13 protein-coding genes and 1 pseudogene are annotated in these 18,925 nt (G+C 68.4%); 6 read left to right on the top strand and 8 right to left on the bottom strand.

Going from position 1 to position 18,925, the window contains the following annotated elements:
• Window positions 1-144: 144 nt before the first annotated feature.
• Together IAE58_RS05475 and IAE58_RS05480 are read right to left on the bottom strand one after the other, a co-directional pair.
• The gene (locus IAE58_RS05475) at window positions 145-3,306 is read right to left on the bottom strand and encodes an efflux RND transporter permease subunit (protein WP_199932882.1); all 3,162 of its coding nucleotides are present in this window, start codon (window positions 3,304-3,306) and stop codon (window positions 145-147) included.
• Window positions 3,307-3,309: 3 nt separating this feature from the next.
• Entirely contained in the window at window positions 3,310-4,431 is a 1,122-nt protein-coding gene (locus IAE58_RS05480; protein ID WP_199932883.1) for an efflux RND transporter periplasmic adaptor subunit, read from the bottom strand.
• A gap of 121 nt (window positions 4,432-4,552) precedes the next feature.
• Here IAE58_RS05480 and IAE58_RS05485 point away from each other — a divergent pair, with 121 nt between their 5' ends.
• The 3 genes from IAE58_RS05485 to IAE58_RS05495 all read left to right on the top strand — a co-directional run bounded on the left by IAE58_RS05485 (window position 4,553) and on the right by IAE58_RS05495 (window position 7,394).
• Window positions 4,553-5,230 carry a TetR/AcrR family transcriptional regulator gene (locus tag IAE58_RS05485; RefSeq protein WP_164272152.1) on the top strand — a complete coding sequence of 226 codons (678 nt, stop codon included), beginning with the start codon at window positions 4,553-4,555 and terminating at the stop codon, window positions 5,228-5,230.
• A gap of 141 nt (window positions 5,231-5,371) precedes the next feature.
• Window positions 5,372-6,019 (top strand): protein-L-isoaspartate O-methyltransferase, encoded by a 648-nt coding sequence (locus IAE58_RS05490; protein ID WP_164272149.1) that lies wholly within the window; start codon window positions 5,372-5,374, stop codon window positions 6,017-6,019.
• 16 nt (window positions 6,020-6,035) lie between these two features.
• Window positions 6,036-7,394: a TolC family outer membrane protein gene (locus IAE58_RS05495; protein ID WP_108754088.1), complete on the top strand. Its 1,359-nt coding sequence runs from the start codon at window positions 6,036-6,038 to the stop codon at window positions 7,392-7,394.
• A gap of 76 nt (window positions 7,395-7,470) precedes the next feature.
• Here the strand turns inward: IAE58_RS05495 and IAE58_RS05500 are convergent, their stop codons facing one another.
• Window positions 7,471-8,682 carry an amino acid transporter gene (locus IAE58_RS05500; protein ID WP_199932884.1) on the bottom strand — a complete coding sequence of 404 codons (1,212 nt, stop codon included), beginning with the start codon at window positions 8,680-8,682 and terminating at the stop codon, window positions 7,471-7,473.
• Between the two features lie 204 nt (window positions 8,683-8,886).
• On the bottom strand, window positions 8,887-10,185 hold the full coding sequence (gene waaA, locus IAE58_RS05505; RefSeq protein ID WP_199932885.1) for a lipid IV(A) 3-deoxy-D-manno-octulosonic acid transferase: 1,299 nt from the start codon (window positions 10,183-10,185) through the stop codon (window positions 8,887-8,889).
• Window positions 10,186-10,245: 60 nt separating this feature from the next.
• Between waaA and IAE58_RS05510 the strand changes: the two genes are divergently transcribed.
• Complete coding sequence (locus IAE58_RS05510; RefSeq protein ID WP_108754091.1) at window positions 10,246-11,163, top strand: LpxL/LpxP family Kdo(2)-lipid IV(A) lauroyl/palmitoleoyl acyltransferase; 918 nt, start codon at window positions 10,246-10,248, stop codon at window positions 11,161-11,163.
• 42 nt (window positions 11,164-11,205) lie between these two features.
• On the opposite strand, the pseudogene IAE58_RS05515 reads toward IAE58_RS05510, so the two are convergent.
• The 4 genes and pseudogenes from IAE58_RS05515 to IAE58_RS05530 all read right to left on the bottom strand — a co-directional run bounded on the left by IAE58_RS05515 (window position 11,206) and on the right by IAE58_RS05530 (window position 14,415).
• Window positions 11,206-11,654, bottom strand: a pseudogene (locus tag IAE58_RS05515) (transposase).
• Between the two features lie 120 nt (window positions 11,655-11,774).
• Entirely contained in the window at window positions 11,775-13,106 is a 1,332-nt protein-coding gene (locus tag IAE58_RS05520) for an O-antigen ligase family protein (RefSeq protein WP_199932886.1), read from the bottom strand.
• Window positions 13,087-14,202 carry a glycosyltransferase gene (locus IAE58_RS05525; RefSeq protein ID WP_199932887.1) on the bottom strand — a complete coding sequence of 372 codons (1,116 nt, stop codon included), beginning with the start codon at window positions 14,200-14,202 and terminating at the stop codon, window positions 13,087-13,089. Before IAE58_RS05525 ends, IAE58_RS05520 begins: the two co-directional genes overlap by 20 nt.
• A gap of 15 nt (window positions 14,203-14,217) precedes the next feature.
• A complete protein-coding gene (locus tag IAE58_RS05530) occupies window positions 14,218-14,415 on the bottom strand; it encodes a zinc-finger domain-containing protein (RefSeq protein ID WP_108750589.1) in 198 nt (65 codons plus the stop codon).
• 394 nt (window positions 14,416-14,809) lie between these two features.
• On the opposite strand from IAE58_RS05530, the gene IAE58_RS05535 reads away from it, so the two are divergent.
• Both IAE58_RS05535 and IAE58_RS05540 read left to right on the top strand, forming a co-directional pair.
• Entirely contained in the window at window positions 14,810-18,154 is a 3,345-nt protein-coding gene (locus IAE58_RS05535) for a GH92 family glycosyl hydrolase (protein WP_199932888.1), read from the top strand.
• A gap of 4 nt (window positions 18,155-18,158) precedes the next feature.
• Entirely contained in the window at window positions 18,159-18,896 is a 738-nt protein-coding gene (locus tag IAE58_RS05540) for a basic secretory protein-like protein (protein ID WP_108762849.1), read from the top strand.
• Window positions 18,897-18,925: the final 29 nt, after the last annotated feature.

Below are 18,925 nucleotides of genomic sequence, written 5' to 3' on the forward strand. Positions count from 1 at the left end.
GTGGCTCTACGGGTAGATCCACGCCATGCGTGGATGCCCCAACCCGTGCCACCGAAGCAGTAGATCCACGCCATGCGTGGATGCGGCCATGCGTGCCAACCAAGGTTGGCACCTACCAGAGGCGGTGGCCACAAACCCGGGGCGTCATGCCCCGGATTCGTCCGGCTTCACCCGGAACCAGGCGGCGTACAGCGCCGGCAGGAACACTAGGGTCAGTACGGTGCCGACGATCAGGCCGCCCATGATCGAGATCGCCATCGAGCCGTAGAACGCGCTGCGCGACAGCGGAATCATCGCCAGCACCGCGGCCAGCGCGGTCAGTACGATCGGGCGGAAGCGGCGGACGGTGGCATCGATGATGGCGTGCCAGCGGTCGTGCCCGGCATCGATGTCCTGCTGGATCTGATCAATCAGGATCACCGAGTTGCGCATGATCATGCCGGCCAGCGCGATCGTGCCCAGCAGGGCGACGAAGCCGAACGGTGCGCGGAACAGCAGCAGGAACAGCGTCGCGCCGATGATGCCCAGCGGCGCGGTGACCAGTACCATGGCCGCACGCGAGAAGCTGCGCAGTTGCAGCATCAGCAGGGTGGCCACCACGATCAGGAACAGCGGCATGCCGGCCTTGATCGAATCCTGGCCGCGGGTGGAGTCTTCCACCGAACCGCCGGTTTCCAGCAGGTAGCCACTGGGCAGCCCGGCACGGATGCCATCCAGGGTCGGCACGATCTGCTGCACCACATCCAGCGCCTGCATGCCATCGCTGATGTCCGCACGCACGGTGACCGTCGGCAGGCGGTTGCGGTGCCAGATGATGCCGTCTTCGAAGGCGTACTCCAGGCGCGCGACCTGCGACAGGGTCACTGCGGTACCGCCGCTGGTCGGAATGGCCAGGCTGCCCAGCAGGTCCAGCTGCGCGCGCTCGTTGTCCGGTCCCCGCAGCAGCATCTCGATCTGGCGGTTGCCTTCACGATAGGTGCTCACGCTCATGCCCGACAGCGAACTGCTGAGGAACTGGCTGACCTGGGCACTGCTCACCCCCAGCGCGCGTGCACGGTCCTGGTCGATCACCAGCCGCACCACCTTGCTCGGTTCACTCCAGTCCAGGTTGACGTTCATCACGTGCGGGTTCTCGCGCACCTTGGCCTCGACCTGGCGCGCGATGGCCTGCACCTGGGCGATGTGTTCACCCGACACGCGCATCTGCACCGGATAGCCCACCGGCGGACCGTTCTCGAGCCGGGTCACGCGCATCTGCACGTCCGGGAACTGCTTGATCACGTCCTTCAGCATCCAGTCGCGGGTGCTTTCGCGCGCCTTGGCATCGTCGGTAAGCACCACGAACTGGGCGAAGTTGGTGGCCGGCAACTGCTGGTCCAGCGGCAGGTAGAAGCGCGGCGAACCGGTGCCGACGTAGGCCACGTAGTTGCTGATGCCTGCGCGCCCCTTCAGCAGTTTTTCCAGCTTGTCGGCCTGGGCCTGGGTGGCGGCCAGCGACGCACCTTCGGCCAGTTCGATGTCCACCATCAACTCGGGGCGGGTGGAATCGGGGAAGAACTGCTGCGGCACGAAGCGGAACAGCAGCAACGACCCGACGAACAGCGCGATGGTTGCGGCGATCACCCACCAGCGGTGGCGCAGGCAACGGTCCAGGAACGCGCGGAAGCGGGTGTAGAACGGCCGCTGGTAGGGGTCATGGTCGTGGTCGTGCTGCTTGGGCAGGATCCAGCGGGCCAGCGCCGGATGGCGGTCGGCCCACTGCAGGCGGCGCGCATGCCAGCGTGCAGCCAGACTGCCGGGCTTGGGCGGCTGCGGATTGAACAGGTCCGGCAGCATCTTGTCGCCCAGGTAGGGAATGAACAGCACCGCCGCGATCCACGACACCACCAGGGCGATGGTCACCACCTGGAACAGCGAGCGGGTGTATTCGCCGGTACTGGACGCGGCCGTGGCGATCGGCAGGAAGCCGGCGGCGGTGATCAGGGTGCCGGTCAGCATCGGGAAGGCGGTCGATTCCCAGGCGAAGCTGGCCGCACGCAGGCGGTCGTAGCCCTGCTCCATCTTGGTGGCCATCATTTCCACCGCGATGATCGCATCGTCCACCAGCAGGCCAAGTGCCAGCACCAGCGCGCCCAACGAGATCTTGTGCAGGCCGATGTCGAAGTAGTGCATGACGAAGAAGGTCATCGCCAGCACCAGCGGGATGGTCACGCCCACCACCAGGCCGGTGCGCAGGCCCAGCGAGAAGAAGCTGACCAGCAGCACGATCACCACCGCTTCGGTCAGCACCTGCACGAACTCGCCTACCGATTCTTCCACCGCATGCGGCTGGTCGGAGACCTTGCGCAGCTGCATGCCGGCCGGCAGGGTCTTCTGCAGGCGCTCGAACTCGGCATCCAGGGTGGCACCCAGTTTCAGGATGTCACCGCCGTCTTTCATCGCCACGGCCAGGCCGATCGCATCCTGGCCCATGAAGCGCATCTTCGGCGAGGCGGGATCGGCGAAGCCGCGCTTGATCTCGGCAATGTCGCCCAGGTGCACGGTGCGCTCACCGGCCTGGATCGGGAAGCGGCGGATGTCCTCGATGGAATCGAACTGACCGGTCACGCGCAACTGCACGCGGTCGGTCGGGGTTTCGAAGAAGCTGCTGGCGGTCACCGCATTCTGGTCGGCCAGGGCCTGCTGCACCTGCTGCAGCGATACGCCCAGGGTGGCCAGCTTGGTGTTGGACAGTTCGATCCAGACCTTCTCGTCCTGCAGGCCGACCAGATCGATCTTGCCCACGTCGGGCACGCGCTGCAGTTCCAGCTGGATGCGATCAGCATAGTCACGCATCACCGCGTAATCGAAGCCTTCGCCGGTCAAGGCGTAGATGTTGCCGAAGGTATCGCCGAACTCATCGTTGTAGAACGGGCCGACGATCTCGCGCGGCAAGGTGGCGCGGATATCGCCCACGCGCTTGCGAACCTGGTACCAGAGGTCGGGAATCTGCTTGGAACGCAGGCTGTCGCGGGCCATGAAGATCACCTGCGATTCGCCCGGGCGCGAGTACGAGCGGATGAACTCGTATTCGCCGGTGTTCATCAGCGCTTTCTCGATCGGCTCGGTCACCTGCCGCGAAACCTGCTCGGCGGTGGCGCCGGGCCACATCGTGCGCACCACCATCGCCTTGAAGGTGAACGGCGGATCTTCGGACTGCCCCAGATGCTTGTACGACCATGCGCCGATGACGGCGAAGGCGAGCATGGCAAACAGCACCAGCGGGCGGTTGCCCAGCGCCCACTCGGAAAGATTGAAGCGGCGCATGGCTCAGTGTTCCTTGGCGGCGGGCGCAGTCGGTGCCAGCACCGGGCGGTTCTGCCGGTCCACCGGCGCCACCACCTGGCCTTCGCGCAGCAGATGACCGCCGGCGGCCACCACCCAGTCGCTCGCCGCTACGCCGGACAGCACCGGTACGGACTGCGCACCGTAGGCGCCAACCTTGACCTGCGTCGCCTTCAGCGCGCCGGTGGCAGGATTGACCACCCACACGCTGGCCTGGCCATCGGCGCCGCGCTGCACGGCGGCCAGCGGCAACTGCAGCGTGCCGCTGCGGCCCGCCGTGGCGAACACCCGTGCGCTCTGGCCCAGTTCCACTTCGCTCAGTGCTTCCGGCGCCAGGCTGACGCGGGTGGCGTAGGTGCGGGCCTGCGCATCGGCGGCCGGGGCGATTTCGCGCAGGGTGCCGGGCAGCATCTGGCCCGGGCGGTTCCACAGTTCCACCTGCACGGCCTGTCCGACCTGGTAGTCGCGGATCGAGCTTTCCGGCAGGGCGATCAGCACCTCGCGGCCCCCGTCGGCGGCCAGGGTGAACACCGTCTGCCCGGCACTGACCACCTGCCCGGCCTCGGCCTGACGGCTGGCGATCACGCCATCGGCCGGTGCCCGCAGCTGCGCGTACTCGGCCTGGTTGCGGGCCACGGCCAAATTGGCCCGGGCGGCATTGGCCTGGCCCTGGGCCGCCTTGAAGGCGGCGGTCTGCTGGTCCAGCGCCGATCGGCTCACCAACTGGTCTTCGGCCAGTTTCGCGTAGCGCTTCTGGTCATCGCGGGCGCGCACCAGGTCGGCTTCGGCCGCCGCCAACTGGGCCTGCGATGCCGCTGCCTGCGAGGCGTAGTCGGCCACGTCCAGTTCGGCCAGCAGCTGGCCCTTCTTCACCCGTTCGCCGGCATCGACGTGGCGCTTGACCAGGTTGCCGCCCACCCGGAACGACAGCGGGCTTTCCTGGCGCGCACGCACTTCACCGGGATAGGTCGCCGGCGCCTGCCCGTCCTGGGTGACCGGGTGGACCACCAGCACCGGCAGGGCCGGCGTCGGCTCGGCGGCCTGCCTGCCACACGCTGCCAACACCACCGCCAGCGCACCCACGCCCACCCAACGCATGTTCTTCATGGCTATACGACCTGAAAGGAAATCCGGAGGACCACGGCGGCAACACTCTGTTACGCCACGGACATTATTGAACCAGCCGGTATAGTATAAATATCGAACCGCGTGGTCTAGTATTACGGCAATGAGTTCCCCCACTTCCCGCAAGCCGTCGGCCAAGGCCACTGCCAAGGCCGCCGGGCCCGGGCGTCCAAAGGACCTGGGCAAGCGCGCTGCCATCCTGGAAGCGGCCAAAGTGCTGTTCATCGAACAGGGCTACAGCGGCGTCAGCATGGACAGCATCGCCGCCCAGGCTGGCGTATCGAAGCTGACCGTTTACAGCCATTTCGGCGACAAAGAGACCCTGTTCTCGCAGGCGGTGCAGTCCAAGTGCATTGAGATGCTGCCCGATGCGCTGTTCGTGGCCGACGCCGAGGGCCCGCTGCGTGACCAGCTGCTGGGCATTGGCGTGGCCTTCTTCGAGCTGATCACCTCGGACGCGGCGCTGTCGATCCAGCGGGTGATGATGGCCCCGGAAACCGACGCGCGCCTGCGCGAACTGTTCTGGCAGGCCGGCCCGCTGCGCACCTGCGAGGCGCTTGCCGAGTTTCTGCGCTCGCGCACGGCACGCGGCGAACTGCAGATCGACGACTTTGCCCAGGCCGGGCAACAGTTCCTGACTCTGGTGAAGGGCGAGGTGCACATGCATATGATGTGCGGCATGCCATTGTCCCCGGCCGAGACCGACGCCACGACCCATGTGGCCGCCAGCGTCGATTTCTTCCTGCGCGCCTACGCCCCGCGAGGGGCCGGAAACGACTGAAACGCACCAACCTGAACGAACCGGAGGTCGCGATGACTTCCGGCACTGCGACCCCGGCCACCCGGCAGCTGATGCTCTGGGCGCGCCGCCGGCCTCCGGCACCGGTAAAATGGCCGGCCCACTGCGCTGGATTTGAACCTCATGACGATTGATTACGCCCACGCCCGCGAACTGATGGTGGAACAGCAGATCCGTCCCTGGGACGTGCTGGACATCAAGGTGCTCGACGTCCTGGCCCGCCTGCCGCGCGAGGCCTTCGTCGCCGACGCGCGCCGTGCGCTGGCCTACACCGATGTCGAACTGCCCATCGGCAACGGCCAGAAGATGATGAAGCCGGTGATCGAAGGCCGCACCCTGCAGGCGCTGGATCTGCAGCCGGGTGATGAAGTGCTGGAGATCGGTACCGGCAGCGGTTTCCTGTCGGCCTGCATCGGCGCGCTGGCGCGCGACGTGTTGAGCCTGGAAATCGACCCGGAACTGGCCGCCGCTGCGCGCGCGCGCCTGGACGCTTCCGGCCTGGGCACCAACGTGCGGGTGGAGGTGGCCGATGCCCTGACCTGGCAGACCGATCGCCGCTTCGACGTGATCTGTGTCACTGGCGCAGTGGACGTGGTGCCGTCACAGTTCGCCTCGTGGCTGCGTCCGGGTGGTCGCCTGTTCGTGATCCACGGCCGTTCGCCGGCCATGGAAGCGCTGCTGGTCAAAGCCGACGGCAACACCGAATCGCTGTTCGAGACCGATATCGATTACCTGCGCGGTGCCGCCCCGGCACCCCAGTTCCACCTCTGAGTCCAAGGAAGCCGCAATGATCCGCCGATCCCTCGCTGTTGCGCTGGCCACTGCCCTGCTGCCGTTGTCTGCCCATGCCGCCGACCTGCTGCAGGTCTACGAAATGGCGCGCAACGGTGACCCGCAGCTGGCCGCTGCCGAATCGACCCGGCTGTACGACAAGGAAGGCGCCGTGCAGGCACGCGCTGCCCTGCTGCCGCAGATCAACGGCACCGCCGCGCTGAACCGCACGCGCAGCGAAGCCAATGCCGATGCCAATTCCGGTTCGGTGATGAGCAAGCGCCGCAGCTATACGGTCGATGGCAGCCAGACGCTGTTCAACTGGACCCAGATCAGCAATCTGCGTTCGCAGCGTGAGCTGAGCAAGGCGGCGGATTTCACCCTCGATTCGGCCAACGACAGCCTGATCGTGCGCACCTCGGCGGCCTACTTCAACGTGCTGGTGGCGATCGAATCGCTGACCGCCGCACAGACCAATGAAGCAGCCGCGAAGAAGCAGTTCGACTTCGCCGACAAGCGCCTGGAAGTGGGCCTGGCGCCGATCACCGACGTGCACGAAGCGCGCGCCCAGTACGACCAGGCGCGCGCCAACACCATCGTTGCGCAGAACACCCTGGCCGATAACTACCAGGCCCTGACTGAACTGACCGGCCAGCCGGTGGTGAACCTGCGCGGCCTGCCGGCCGACTTCCGCCCGGAAGTGCCGGCCAACCGTGGCAACATCGACGAGCTGGTGACCCAGGCCAGCGGCCAGAACCCGGCGCTGAAGGCGCAGGAGCTGAAGGTCAGCGCCGCCGAAGCCGGCGTGCAGGCGGCCCGTGGCGGTCACTACCCGACCCTGTCGCTGGGCGGCAGCTGGGGCAAGAGCGCGACCTGGGGCGACAGCACCGGCGCCGGCTCGCTGTCTCCCGATGCCCGCACCAACAGCATCGGCCTGACCCTGAGCGTGCCGATCTTCTCCGGCGGTGCCACCCAGTCGGGCGTGCGCCAGGCCCTGGCGCAGCGTGATATCGCCCAGGACACCTACGAACAGCAGAAGCGTGCGCTGGACCGCAACACCCGCAATGCCTACCAGACTCTGGTGCAGGGCATCAGCGAAGTGGAAGCGCGCCGCCTGGCCGTGGTTTCGGCACAGAGCGCATACGACGCTTCGCAGGTCGGCCTGGAAGTGGGTACCCGCACGGTGCTGGACGTGATCCAGAACCAGCGCATCCTGTTCTCGGCGCAGCTGGATTACGCCCAGGCCCGCTATACCTTCCTGCAGAACCGCCTGCTGCTGAGCCAGTCGCTGGGTTCGCTGGACGTGGCCGAGCTGCAGGACATCAACCGCCTGCTGACCCAGGACGCGGGCAACCCGTCGACCACCACGCGCTGATTGCAGGCGTTGCTGGCCGCACAGAAAAACCACCCGCAGGGGTGGTTTTTTTGTGCCTGCGCGGTGCTGCCCGCCCTTAGAACAGCCGCTGCAGAAGCGGCAGCAGGCACAGCGCGGTGGCCAGCGGCGCACGCACCCGGGCCGCACCAGACTGCTTCATCTGGCCGGCACAGACCGCCGCCAGCGCGATCAGCGCCAGCGGACCCGGCAGGCTGGGCAGCAGCCCTTCGGGCAACCACACCGCCAGCAGCGCCGCCGCTGTCCCCAGCCACGCGATGACCGCAGCGCGCTGCCACGGCTGGCGCTCGCCGCCGCCCGCCCAGCGCTGCAGGCACAGCGTTGTGGCCAGCAGCACCAGCACCACCTGCAGCGCGGCCAGGCCGGCTGCGCCGGCAGCCGGCAGCAGCGGCAGCAGCCATTGCAGCTGCGTGAGCCCCTGCAGGGCCGCCGACAGCGGCCGCGTGCTGGCCAATGCGGGGAACGCCACCAGCCCCGACTGCAGCGCCGCCAGCACCATCAGCCAGAGCATGCCCACCGGCACCGCCACGCCAACGGCCAGGACCAGTTGCCGCCGCGGCCGGCTAACCAGCGGCGCCACCACCAGCAGCAGGCCCGTGCTGGCAAACACCGCCAGCAGCGGCACACTGGCGGCGACCACCCCACCCACGCCGAAGCGGTACGGGGCCACCGCGTTGGGCAACCACGGAATCCAGTGCGCGTAATGCACGTGGCGCGCGGCCAGGACCAGCACCAGCGCGCCAATGCCGAACTTGAGGGTCAACAACGCACAGGCCAGCAGCACCGCGCGACGCGGCCGCAGCAGCGCCATCGCCGCGGTGGCCAGCACCAGCACGGCCGCGACCACCTGCACGGGCAGCCACTGCCGCGGCTCCACGCCCAGCGTGGCCGCGACCGCGTAGAGATGGCGCGCACCGGACTGCGCAGCACCGGCCACAGTGGCGGTCAGTTCCAGCACCAGGACCAACAGCAGCAGATCGGCCACGCGCTGGCCCCAGGCCGCCCGCAGCAGATCGTGCAGGCCGCTGCCATCGGGTTGCGCACGCAGCGCATCACGCAGGCTGTACAACACCAGCCATGCGCCCAGCGCTGCCAGCAGCAGGCTGAGCACGATTGCCGGGCCCGCCTGCGCTGCGGTGTGCTGGCCCACCAGCGCCACCACGCTGCCGCCGACCAGCAGCGCCAGCGCAAGCACCAGTACATGATCCGTGCCAAGTACACCGCCGGTTCGCACCCCACCCCGCGCGGTGCTGCCGCCATCGACGTTCATTGAAAGCTTCCTTGATGCCGACCAAGCGTGGTCGACAGCAGGCTGGCAGCGGTAACGGCGCGGCGGTATCGGGAAACGGCGCGCAAGCGCCACGCTGTGATGAAAGACACGCGCACGGCCGCGCAGGCAGGCCAGCTACGACACCACCTCGGCCATCAAGCAGGCTTTATGCGGCTGTTTGCGTCAGTACGCCGCGGCGCCGCGTCAGTCGCGCGGCGGCGGCAGGTGCGGTTCCACCAGCGCCACGGTGCGCTGCAGCGCGCCGCGACCGTTGCTGACCAGTGTGCAGCCGGCATGGGCCATGTCCTCGCGGGCCTGCGGATCCTGCAGCAGGTGCTGCAGGTGGTCGCCCACGGCCTGCACGTCGTCGCCGATCAGCAATGCACCGGCCTCGCGCATGCGCCGCGAGATTTCCGCGAAGTTGTGCAGGTGCGGGCCGGTAACGGCGGCCGTGCCCAGCGCTGCCGGCTCGAGCAGGTTGTGGCCGCCGATGGCCTGCAGGCTGCCGCCGACGAAGGCCACCTGGGCACAGCCGTAGAACGGTATCAGCTCACCCAGGGTGTCGATCACGAACACGTCGGTATCGGCCTGCGGCCACTGCTGCGCGCGACGGGTGGCCACGCGCCAGCCCTGATCGCGGGCCAGCGCTTCCACCCTGGGGAAGCGTTCCGGGTGACGCGGCGCCCACAGCAGCAGCAGATCCGGATGCTGCAGGCGCAGCCGGCGGTGCAGGTCGATCACCGCCTGTTCCTCGCCCTCATGGGTGCTGGCGGCGATCCACACTGGCCGCTGGGCCGGAACCTGCTGGTGGAACTGGGCGATGAAGGGCTGCACTTCCGGCGTGGCGATGTCGAACTTCAGGTTGCCCAGTGCCTGCACCTGTTCCGGCGCGGCGCCCAGCAGCACGAAGCGCGCGGCATCATCCTGCGATTGCGCGGCCACGCAGGTCACGGTGCGCAGGGCACGGCGGATCAGTGCGGCCAGCACACGGTAGCCACGCAGCGAACGCGCCGACAGGCGTGCGTTGAGGATGTAGACGGGAATGCGGCGGTCACGGCACCCGAACAGCATGTTCGGCCACAGCTCGGTTTCCAGGATCAGCGCCAGGCTGGGCTGGAAGTGACCCAGGAAGCGGTTGACGCTGCCGGGCACGTCATACGGCAGGTAGACGTGATCGAGCGCATCGCCCCACAGCGCGCGCACGCGCTCGGAGCCCGTAGGCGTGATCGTGGTGATGACCCAGCGGATGTCCGGGCGCTGCTTGCGCAGCGCGTTCACCAGCGGCGCGGCGGCGTTGACTTCGCCCACCGATACCGCGTGCAGCCAGACCCGGGGCTGGCCGGTCGGCTGCGGGTAGGAGGCGTAACGCTCATCCCAGCGCCGGAAGTATTCGCGGACCCGGAAGCCGCGCCACACCAGGTGGTACACGGTGATCGGCAGCAGGATGTAGAGCACGGCCGAATACAGGCCGCGCAGGATCCATTCGACAGGGTCTTTGCGCATGCGGCAAGGATACGGGACGCCCCCGGGAAAGACACGCGGCGGGGTTGGTAGAATGACGGCATGTCCGATGCCTCTACTGCCGTCCGCCCGTCCCTGGCCGATCCCCGCAACTGGCCGATGTTCGCGGCGATGTTCGCTGCGTTCGGCATTGCCCGCCTGCCATGGTTCCTGCAGCGCGCGCTGGGGCGCGGGGTCGGCTGGATCACCTGGCGCCTGCTCGGCAGCCGCCGCCGTGCTGCCGAGGTGAATCTGAAGCTGTGCTTCCCGGAAAAGGACGAGGCCTGGCGCAACCGCCTGGTACGCGACAGCTTCGACGCGCTGGGCGTGGGCATCTTCGAATGCGCGCGTTCCTGGTGGGGCAGCATCGACAGCATCCGCCCGCAGGTGCAGATTGAAGGCCTGGAACACCTGAAGCAGATGCAGGCCGAAGGCCGTGGCGTGCTGCTGGTGTCGGGCCACTTCATGACCCTGGAAATGTGTGGGCGCCTGCTGTGCGACCACGTGGACCTGTCGGGCATGTACCGCAAGCACAAGAACCCGGTGTACGAATGGGCGGTGAAGTTCGGCCGCCTGCGCTATGCCAAGGCGATGTATGCCAACGAGGACATCCGCGCCACCGTGCGCCACCTGAAGAAGGGCGGCTTCCTGTGGTATGCCCCCGACCAGGACATGCGCGGCAAGGACACCGTGTTCGTGCCGTTCTTCGGCCATACCGCGGCCACCATCACCGCCACCCACCAGTTTGCGCGCATGACCGGCTGCGCGGTCATCCCCTACTTCCACCGTCGTGAAGGCGGGAAGTATTTCCTGAAGATCGGCGCGCCGCTGGAGAACTTCCCCAGTGAAGACGTGGAAGCCGATACCACGCGGGTGAACCAGGCCATCGAACAGATGGTGCGCGAGGCCCCGGACCAGTACCTGTGGATCCATCGGCGGTTCAAGCGCCAGCCCGGTGGCAGAAGCGATTTCTACAAGTAGATCCACGCCATGCGTGGATGATTTTCGCGCGACGCCACCGGATTACAACGGCCAACGGCACCACGCGTGCGGGTACTCCCCACCTCGCACGCAAAGCCTGCACGGACCGGGTTGGCCAGGATGTACATGGCCTTCTCGTGAAGTGACTCATCGGTGCGCACCGCGTGGTCGTGGTAGCCGTGCTGCCATAGCGCACCGCGCCGGCCCAGCTGCTGGTTCAACACGCGGCTGCTGCGGGATTTGAGCAGGGACATGCACTCGGCCAGGGTGCCCTTCTGCAGCTCCATCAACCAATTCAAGTGGTCGGGCATCACCACCCAGGCCAGGCTGTGGCTGATACCGGCGCGCTCCACGAAGCGCAGTGCATCGACCAGGACCGCCACGTTGGCAGCGTCGGCGAAGAAGGGTTCACGGCGCAGGGTGACCGTGGTCAGAACGTGCACGTTGCCGGTGCGGGAGTAACGACCGTAGCTGAGTCTGGGGCTGGCCATGACCACGGCCTGCGCTGCCGAGGTCAGCAGGGGTATTGGGGAGTTGCCCGGGGTTGGGTCGGGAAAGCGCCATCCACGCATGGCGTGGATCTACCGTCTGCGTTGGGGGTGGGTGGGCGACTACATCGCGTTGGGCGGATCGTCGGGCTCACGCGCCAGCAGGGTACCGACGAACAGCGCCGCCAGCAGCACGGTAACCCCACCCCAGAAGGTGGAATAGAACGCCAGGTGGGTGTTCAAGGGAAACACGGTGACGGCCAGCGCCAGCATGGCCGGGCGTGCGCGCTCACGCGCCGCGGCCGGGGCGAAGCGCCAGGCACGCCACGCCTGGGCCACGGCCGCCAGCCACAGCAACAGGCCCAGCACGCCGGTTTCGGCGAGGATTTCCAGCACGATCTGATGGGCGTGCAAGGCCGGCTCGGCGCCCCATACGGCGGGCGCCTGCTCGCGCACGCACGCGGGGTAGGCATCGCGGAACCCCCGCGCGCCCACGCCGTTGATCGGGTGTTCTTCGATCATGCACGCTGCCGCCGACCAGATACGCGCGCGGCCAGACAGCGCCTGGTCCACCCCGTCGTCGGCGCCATCCCAGGCCATGGCGGTGCGCGCCACGCGCTCGCGCAGCTGCGGCACGCTGGCAGTCAACGCAGCCGCGCCCAGCAGGCCGGCCAGCGACAACAACAGCAGGCGCTTCCAGCCGAACTGGCGCACGCCGCTGTACACCAGCACCAGGCCAAAGGTGACCCAGGACGCGCGCGAGCCCGCCAGCAGCAGCACGATGCCCAGCGCGGCCGCGCCCAGCAGCCAGCCGGCATGGCCGAAACGGCGGGCCAGTGGCAGCAGCAGGAACGGTGACAGGCTGGCCAGCACCTGGCCGAACTTCAGGTTGCACGGCCCCAGGGCACCGCTGAGACGGTCGGCCAGCACCACCTCATCGGCCGGGCACAGGCCGTGCCCGCTGACCACATGCTTCAATTGGTCCAGCGACCAGAACCACGGACTGGTGCCGGCCAGCGCCTGCACCAGCGCGTCCACGGTCCACAGCCCGGTGATGAGCGCCAGCCCACCCAGCGTCAGCCGACGCCGCTGCGGGGTGGCCACGGCAATGGCCACCAGCCACATGAAGGGCAGATAGCGCAGGCCGGCGGCGGTCTTGGTCCAGGCCGCCGACGGATCGATGGCATCCAGCGCCGAGAACGCCTGCGGCAGCCAGTAGCCCAGGAACAGGATGGACGTCAGTGCCCACGCGGCAGGGCTGAGCAGATGCGGGCGATGCTGCAGCCGGCGCAGCACCATCCGCGCGGCGGCGTACAGCGCGCCCAGGCCGAGCACGGTTTCGGCGATGCCCGGCAGCGGCCACAGTGCCACGTAGGCCAGCACCCACCAGGGCGCCCAGCGCCCGGCGCGATCATCGCGCAGGGTCGGCGTGGGGTCAGCCGGCAAGGTCGGCATAGAGGCGAAGGGTGTCACGCTGCATGGCCTGCAGGGTAAACGGGATCCGCCCCGGCAACGACGGCGGCTGAGCCAGCAGGGCCAGCGCGCGTTCACGCAGGGCCTGTGCATCGCCCAGCGGCACTGCACCCGATGGCTGCAGCTGCCGCAGCAGTTCGCCCACGCAGCCGTGGTTCCAGCCCAGCACCGGGCGGCCGACCGACAGGGCCTCGACCACGGTGCGGCCGAAGGCCTCGGGCTTGTCCGACAGCTGCAGCACCAGGTCGCTGGCGGCGTACGCCTGGGCGATGCGCGCGGTAGGCACGCTGATGTGCACGGCCTCGGCAATGCCCAGTGCGGCCGCCTGCGCGCGCAGGCCGGCAAGATAGGTTTCGCGGCCGGGCTCATCGGTGCCCAGCATCCACAGCTGCGCCGGCACGCCGGCTGCACGCAGGTCGGCCAGCAACTGCAGCGCGTGCGCATGGCCCTTCAGCCGCGTCCCGCGCCCGGGCAGCAGCAGCAGCGGGCCGTCTACCTGCCCCAGCCACGGGTAATCGGCCGCCAGGGCCAGGCGTGGGCGACGATCGGCACGTGCCACGCGCGGGAACTGGCCCACGTCCACGCCGCGCGGAATCACCTGCAGGCGCGCGTCGGGAACGGTCGGGTAATGGGTGTGCACATACTCGCGCACGGTGTTGGACACACAGATCACGCGTTCGCCGCTGGTCATCACCGCACTGTAGCGGCTGGGCGAATTCAGGCCATGCACGGTGGTGACCCAGCGCGGGCGCTGCGCGGGCGGCAATGCACGGATCGCATACAGGCCCAGCCAGGCCGGCAGGCGCGAGCGCGCATGCACGATGTCCGCGCCCACTTCGGCGAACAGGCGGCGCAGGGTCGGCATGTGGCGCAGGGTCAGCAGCGATTTGCGGCCGATATCCAGCGTGAGGTGCTCGGCACCGCTGTCCAGCAGCGGCTGCACCAGGCGACCGCCGGCGGACACCACCAGGGCACGGTGGCCGGCCGCCACCAGAGCGGCGGCGATTTCAAGGGTGGAACGCTCGACGCCGCCGGAGTGCAGCGCCGGCAGCAACTGCACCACGGTCAATCGGCGCATCGAACGGCCGCCCGATCAGTCGGCCAGCACGAAGGTGGAGCCGCAGTACGGGCACTGCGCTTCACCGTTGGGCTCGTCTTCGATCGGCAGGTACACGCGCGGGTGCGAGTTCCACAGCGCCATTTCCGGGGTCGGGCAGCTCAGCGGCAGGTCGGCGCGGTGCACGGTGTAGCGCTTTTCGGCGTTGGCGGGCGCAGTGGCGGTATGGCTCATGGCGGGTGTCGATGAACGGATTGCGAGGGCTGGGATTCTAGCATCTGGGCCGGGCCAGCATTGCACCGCAACAGGCGGGTTGGCGTCTGCACACCTTCCGTTCCGACGCACAGACACCCACCTGGGCGGATTTCTTCAATCGATCCAAGCAGTTCCGGGCACCGCCCTGCACTGGCGAGGATTTGCCGCATTTGGATCGAACTAAATGGCACTTGTCAGGGTGCAGCCGCCTGTTGCAGCATCGGGACCCTTACAACCCGACCCGATCGCACGGCCCGCCCCCCACCGGACCTGCATCGCTTCCGCGCTGCCCCTGGGCGGCACGGGCGGTGCTGTCCTGGGTGTTCGCCGATGCGGGTCCTGCCAGCCGCCTGCCTTACCCGGGAGACCCTGCATGACCCTGACCGATCCGCGCCGCGCCCTGCTTCCCCTCGCCCTGGCCCTGGCCTGCGCGACCTCTGCGACGCCGGCACTGGCGCAGGGCCTGCAGACCTCGTTCGAGCCGGGCGAACCGGCACCGCTGAAGGCCGCAGGCGCGCTGCAGGTGCAGATCGGCACGGGTCCGGCCGCCCCGTATGCCGCCAAGCGCAATGCCGGCTACACCGGCCTGCATGCCCTGCACTACCGCGGTGATGGCGGCCGTGCATCACGCGAACTGTTCACCACCGATCTGACCATTGCCGCCGACACCACGCTGTCGTGGCTGGTGCTGCCGGAGATCGTCGGCAGCGATACCGTGGCTTCGACCTATGTGTCGCTGGACCTGCGCCTGGACGATGGCAGCCGGGTGTCGGCCAGCGCCGCGCGCGACCAGCACGGGATCGCGCTGGGCGCCCGCGCGCAGGGCGATTCGAAGACGCTGTACCCGCAGCAGTGGGCGCGCAAGGCGGTGCGCCTGGGCGAAGTCCCGGGCCTGCTTGGGCGCCGGGTCGTGGCCATTGAACTGGCCGTGGCCAGCGCCGATGGCGCGCCGGTGGCGGGCTGGATCGACGATGTGCGCCTGGATGCGCAGCCGCGCACCGTGCCGCAGCGCGTGTCGGACTGGGTGCTGACCACCCGCGGCACGCAGGCCAACGGCACCTTCTCGCGCGGCAACAATTTCCCGGCCACGGCGGTGCCGCACGGCTTCAACTTCTGGACCCCGGTGACCGACGCCGGCGCACTGAACTGGCTGTACCGCTGGAGCGAGCAGAACGATGCGAAGAACCGGCCGCAGCTGCAGGCGCTGGCGCTCAGCCACCAGCCCAGCCCGTGGATGGGCGACCGCCAGACCTTCCAGGTGATGCCCTCGGCCACCCGCGGCGTGCCCGAGGCCGACCGCAGCAAGCGCGCCCTGTCCTTCGACCGCAGCCAGGAATCGGCGCGCCCGTACCGCTATGACGTGCGCTTCGACAATGGCATCGCAGCGTCGATCGCGCCCACCGACCATGCCGCCCTGTTCCAGTTTGAATTCCCGCAGGGCAGCGATGCCAACCTGCTGTTCGACAACGTGGATGCGCGCGGCGGGCTGACCCTGGATGCGGCCACGCAGACCCTGAGCGGCTACACCGACACGCGCAGCGGCCTGTCCAACGGCGCCACCCGCATGTACGTGGTGGCCCGCTTCGACCGGCCCTGGCGCAGCAGCGGCCGCATCGATACCGGCCGCCCCACCGGCTACATCAAGTTCGATACCGCGCAGGGCCGCACGGTGACGATGCGCATTGCCACCTCGCTGATCTCGCTGGAACAGGCACGGCACAACCTGGCGCTGGAAATCGCCGACGCCGACACCCTGGCCAGCGTGGCCGGGCGCGCGCAGGACGCCTGGGATGCGCGCCTGTCGCGCTTCGATATCGGCCAGGCCAGCGACGACGCCAAGACCACGCTGTATTCGAACCTGTACCGCCTGTACCTGTACCCCAATTCGGGCCACGAGAATGCCGGCACCGCCGCCGCACCCGACTGGCGCTATGCCAGCCAGGCCAGTGCGGAAGACAACAACACCGATGGCAGCGCCAGCCGCAGCTTCGCGCCGGTACGCGACGGCAAGGTGTACGTGAACAACGGCTTCTGGGACACCTTCCGCACCACCTGGCCGGCCTATGCGCTGTTCACCCCACAGGATGCGGGGCAGCTGGTGCAGGGCTTCATCGAGCAGTACCGCGCCGGCGGCTGGATTGCGCGCTGGTCGTCACCGGGCTATGCGGACCTGATGGTCGGCACCAGTTCCGACGTGGCCTTCGCCGATGCCTGGCTGAAGGGTATCGGCGGTTTCGATCCGGCCGAAGCCTATGCCGCAGCGTTGAAGAACGCGACCGTAGTGCCGCCGGACCGCCACGTCGGCCGCAAGGGCATGGACCGTTCCACCTTCCGCGGCTACGCCAGCGCCGATGTGCACGAAGGCATGTCGTGGACGATGGAAGGTGCGTTGAACGACTTCGGCCTTGCCAACATGGCGCAGGCACTGGCGACGAAGGCAACCACGCCGGCCGCGCGCGAGCGCTACCGCACCGAGGCCGAGTACTTCCGCTACCGTGCAGCCGGCTACGCCACGGTGTTCGACCCGGCGGTGGGCTTCTTCCAGGGCCGCCAGGCCGATGGCAGCTGGCGCGTGGATGCCAAGGACTACGACCCGCGCGTGTGGGGCCACGACTACACCGAATCCAATGGCTGGACCTTCGCCTTCACCGCTGCCCACGACGGCGAAGGCCTGGCCGCGCTGTACGGCGGCCGCGAAAAACTGGCGGCCAAGCTGGACACCTTCTTCGCCACCCCGGAAACCGCCGCGAAGGAATTCGCCGGTTCCTACGGCGGCATCATCCACGAGATGACCGAAGCGCGCGACGTGCGCATGGGCATGTATGCGCACAGCAACCAGCCGGCGCACCACATTCCGTGGATGTACCTGTACGCCGGGCAGCCCTGGAAGACCCAGCAGCACGTGCGCGAGATCCTGTCGCGGCTGTACGTGGGCAGCGAGATCGGCCAGGGCTACCCCGGTGACGAGGACAACGGCGAGACCTCGGCCTGGTACCTGTTCGCCTCGCTGGGCCTGTACCCGCTGCGCATGGGGGCGCCGGAGTATGTGATCGGTTCGCCGGCATTCGCCCACGCACGGGTGGAACTGCAGGGCGGCGCGGTGCTGACCGTCAACGCCGAGAACAATTCGCCGGAAAACGTGTACGTGCAGTCGCTGAAGATCAACGGCAAGCCGTGGACGAAGACCTGGGTGCCGCACGCGCTGATCGCCCAGGGCGCCACACTGGACTTCGCCATGGGCCCGCAGCCGTCGCGCTGGGGCAGCGGTGCCGACGATGTACCGCCATCGCTGACCGCGGTCGGCAAGCGCCCGCAGCTGCTGCACGACCTGCTGGGCGGCAGCGCGCGCGCGGCACTGGCCGATGGCCGTGCCCTGCCCGCCCTGACCGACGACGATGCGGACACCGCAGTGGCGCTTGGTGCGGGTGCGACCATCAGCCTGAGCGGCGGCGCCGATGGCGTGCCGACCCTGTACACGCTGACCAGTGGCGATGGCGCGATCCGTGGCGGCCAGTGGGTACTGGAAGCGCGCAACGGCAACGGAAGCTGGCGCTCGCTGGACCAGCGCGACGGCGAAGACTTCACCTCGCCGCGGCAGACCCGTCCGTTCCGCATTGCCACGCCGGCACGCTACAGCGAATACCGTCTGCGCGTGATCGGTCCGGGCCGCCTGCAGCTGGCCGAGATCGAACTGCTGGCACCGGCCACCGTACAATGACGCCATGCGCCTTCGTCTGATTCCCCTGCTCTTTCTTGCTCTGGCCTTCCCCGGTGTTGGCCAGGCGCAGACCCAGGCCTTCGATGGCCAGGTCAGCCGTGATGGCGTGACCCTGTACTACCAGGATGCCAGTGGTGCCCTGGCGGCACCGGTGCGCAAGCGCATCATCGACACGTTCTACTTCGCTTACCTGCGCGAGCGGGCGGACTTCCGCCCGGCGGCGCCGAACGAAGTGCGCATCGTGATCGATCCGGCCTACAACGGCGTGGCCTACGTGGGTGACAAGGACAAGGCCAGCACGATCACCATCAATCCGGGCTGGCTGCTGAAGCACCCCGATGACATCGACCTGGTGACCCACGAGGCGATGCACATCGTGCAGGGCTACCCCAGCTACGGCGACAAGCGCGTGCCGGGCTGGCTGGTGGAAGGCATTGCCGATTACGCACGCGACCGCTACGGCATGAACAACACCGCCGCCGGCTGGGCGTTGCCGGTGAAGGTGGAAAAGGGCCAGACGGTGGAAAGCGGCTACCGGGTGACCGGTGCGTTCCTGAAATGGGCCGAGGGCGAGCACCCGGGGCTGGTGCTAGCGCTGGACAAGGCGCTGCGCGACGGCCGCTACGCGCCCACGTTGTGGCAGAAGGAAACCGGCAAGACCCTGCCGGTGTTGTGGGCGCAGTACGCCAAGCCGCGCAGCGACGCCCCGCCACCGGCCCCGGCGCGCCGCGGCCGGCGCTGAGGGCGGTAGCGCCAGGCCATGCCTGGCGG

The organism is Stenotrophomonas sp. S49, assembly GCF_016624905.1.
GTDB lineage: Bacteria > Pseudomonadota > Gammaproteobacteria > Xanthomonadales > Xanthomonadaceae > Stenotrophomonas.